The organism is Candidatus Hakubella thermalkaliphila (genome assembly GCF_013281975.1).
Taxonomy (GTDB): domain Bacteria; phylum Actinomycetota; class Humimicrobiia; order Hakubellales; family Hakubellaceae; genus Hakubella; species Hakubella thermalkaliphila.
Window position 1 is genome coordinate 1 of record NZ_BLRZ01000454.1, and the last position, 579, is coordinate 579.

Below are 579 nucleotides of genomic sequence, written 5' to 3' on the forward strand. Positions count from 1 at the left end.
AATGAAGAAAATGGCTATGAATCCATTGGATATTTCTGATATTAGAAATATGAAATTTTTTATCAAAAGAAGTCTTATAAAGGCAACATGAAAAAGTAAGGCTGGTGCGTTTAGTTGTGAAAAGTGATGTGTAAACTGTGAACTGTGAACTATAAAGTATGGACTGTGAACTGTGAACCGTGAACCGTGAACCGTGAACAACATTAATATCCCCATAATTATACCAGAATACCTCAGTAGCCCCTTAACATTATACATTGAATAAAATTCATGCTGTGCGGCGGCAGCAACAATTACAAGAAGGAAAAGAAAATACTCAGCCGGCAGCTTTGTGATATAGAAATAAATGAGAGGCAGTAAAATCGCAGCGACAATCAATCTCTTTAAATGCATGTCAGTGCTTCACCCTCACAGAAACAGCGCCGAATCTCCTCTCTCTTGTTTGGTAATCATGAAGCGCAATCAGAAACTCATCCCTTGTAAAATCTGGCCAGAGGGCCTCTGTAAAATAAAACTCAGAATACGCTCCCTGCCAGAGCAGGAAATTACTTACTCGCCGCTCGCCGCTCGTTCTTATTA

At 39.4% G+C, this 579-nt stretch carries 1 protein-coding gene; it reads right to left on the reverse strand.

The genetic code is table 11. The features are described from left to right. Positions 1-394: 394 nt before the first annotated feature. The coding region (locus HW443_RS12680) for an undecaprenyl diphosphate synthase family protein (protein WP_176238383.1) at positions 395-579 on the reverse strand (185 nt) is incomplete at its 5' end.